Raw genomic sequence first — 1,002 nt, 5'->3', positions numbered from 1 at the left:
CTAGGACTTGTCCGGGCGATCAAGTTCGCAGCCAGATGACCAGGGCTGCTGCTGTGGCGGTGCCGAGGAAGACGTACCCGCGTTTGTCGTAACGGGTGGCGACTGCCCGGGACTGCTTCAGCCGGTTGATCGCCCGCTCGACCGTGTTGCGCTTCTTGTAGCGGCCTTCGTCGAAGCCGGGCGGCCGTCCACCCCGTGAGCCTTTCCGCAGGCGGGCGGCCTGGCTGTCGGTCTTGTCGGGGATCGTGTGGCGGATGCCCCGTTGTCGCAGGTACTCGCGGCAGGGCCCGTTGCTGTAGGCCTTGTCGGCCGCCAGGCTGTCGGGCTTCTTGCGCGGCCTGCCCGGACCGGTCCTGGGGATGCGGATCTTCTCCAGCACGAGCTTGAACTGGGTGCAGTCCGCCCTCTGCCCGCCGGTGACCACCAGGGACAACGGGCGGCAGCGACCGTCCGCGCTCAGGTGGAGCTTGCTGGTGAACCCGCCCCGCGAGCGGCCCAGGCCCTCACCTCCAGCACTACCTCCACCAGGCGGGCGACCAGGCTCTGCCACGGCGTTTCGCCCTGGTGTTCCACCTCTTCGGCCCCCTTTGGCGCCGGCGGCGGCTCGGTCCGAGCGCCGGCCGCGTGCTGATGAGCACGCACGATGGTGGAATCCACCGCGATGTCCCAGTCGATCTCACCTGCCGCGTCGGCCGCGGCCTGGACCTGCTGGAGGAGACGCTCCCACGTCCCGTCGGCCGACCACAGCCGGTGGCGTTCATAGACCGTCTTCCACGGCCCGAACCGTTCGGGCAGGTCACGCCACTGAACACCGGTCCGAACCCGGTGCAGAATCCCGTCGATCACCTGCCGATGGTCCCGCCACCTGCCACAACGCCTGTTACTGACCGGCAGGAACGGCCGCAGCCGTTCCCACTCGGCATCCGTCAGATCTCCCCGCCCCATGCCCCCATCAACGACACCACTGCGAAGTAGTCACATGATCGGCCGGACACGTCCTAG

At 68.6% G+C, this 1,002-nt stretch carries 1 protein-coding gene; it reads right to left on the bottom strand.

The window, feature by feature from the left end; translation table 11 throughout:
• Nucleotides 1-19: 19 nt before the first annotated feature.
• A protein-coding gene (locus ACZ63H_RS38650; protein WP_469873128.1) for an IS5 family transposase occupies nucleotides 20-945 on the bottom strand; the annotation gives its coding sequence in 2 pieces (ribosomal slippage) (nucleotides 20-595 and nucleotides 598-945; 924 coding nt in all).
• Nucleotides 946-1,002: the final 57 nt, after the last annotated feature.

Source organism: Streptomyces sp. NPDC104831 (assembly GCF_055583025.1).
Note: the sequence above shows the minus strand (reverse complement) of the source record. Positions and strands in the feature narration are given on the sequence as shown.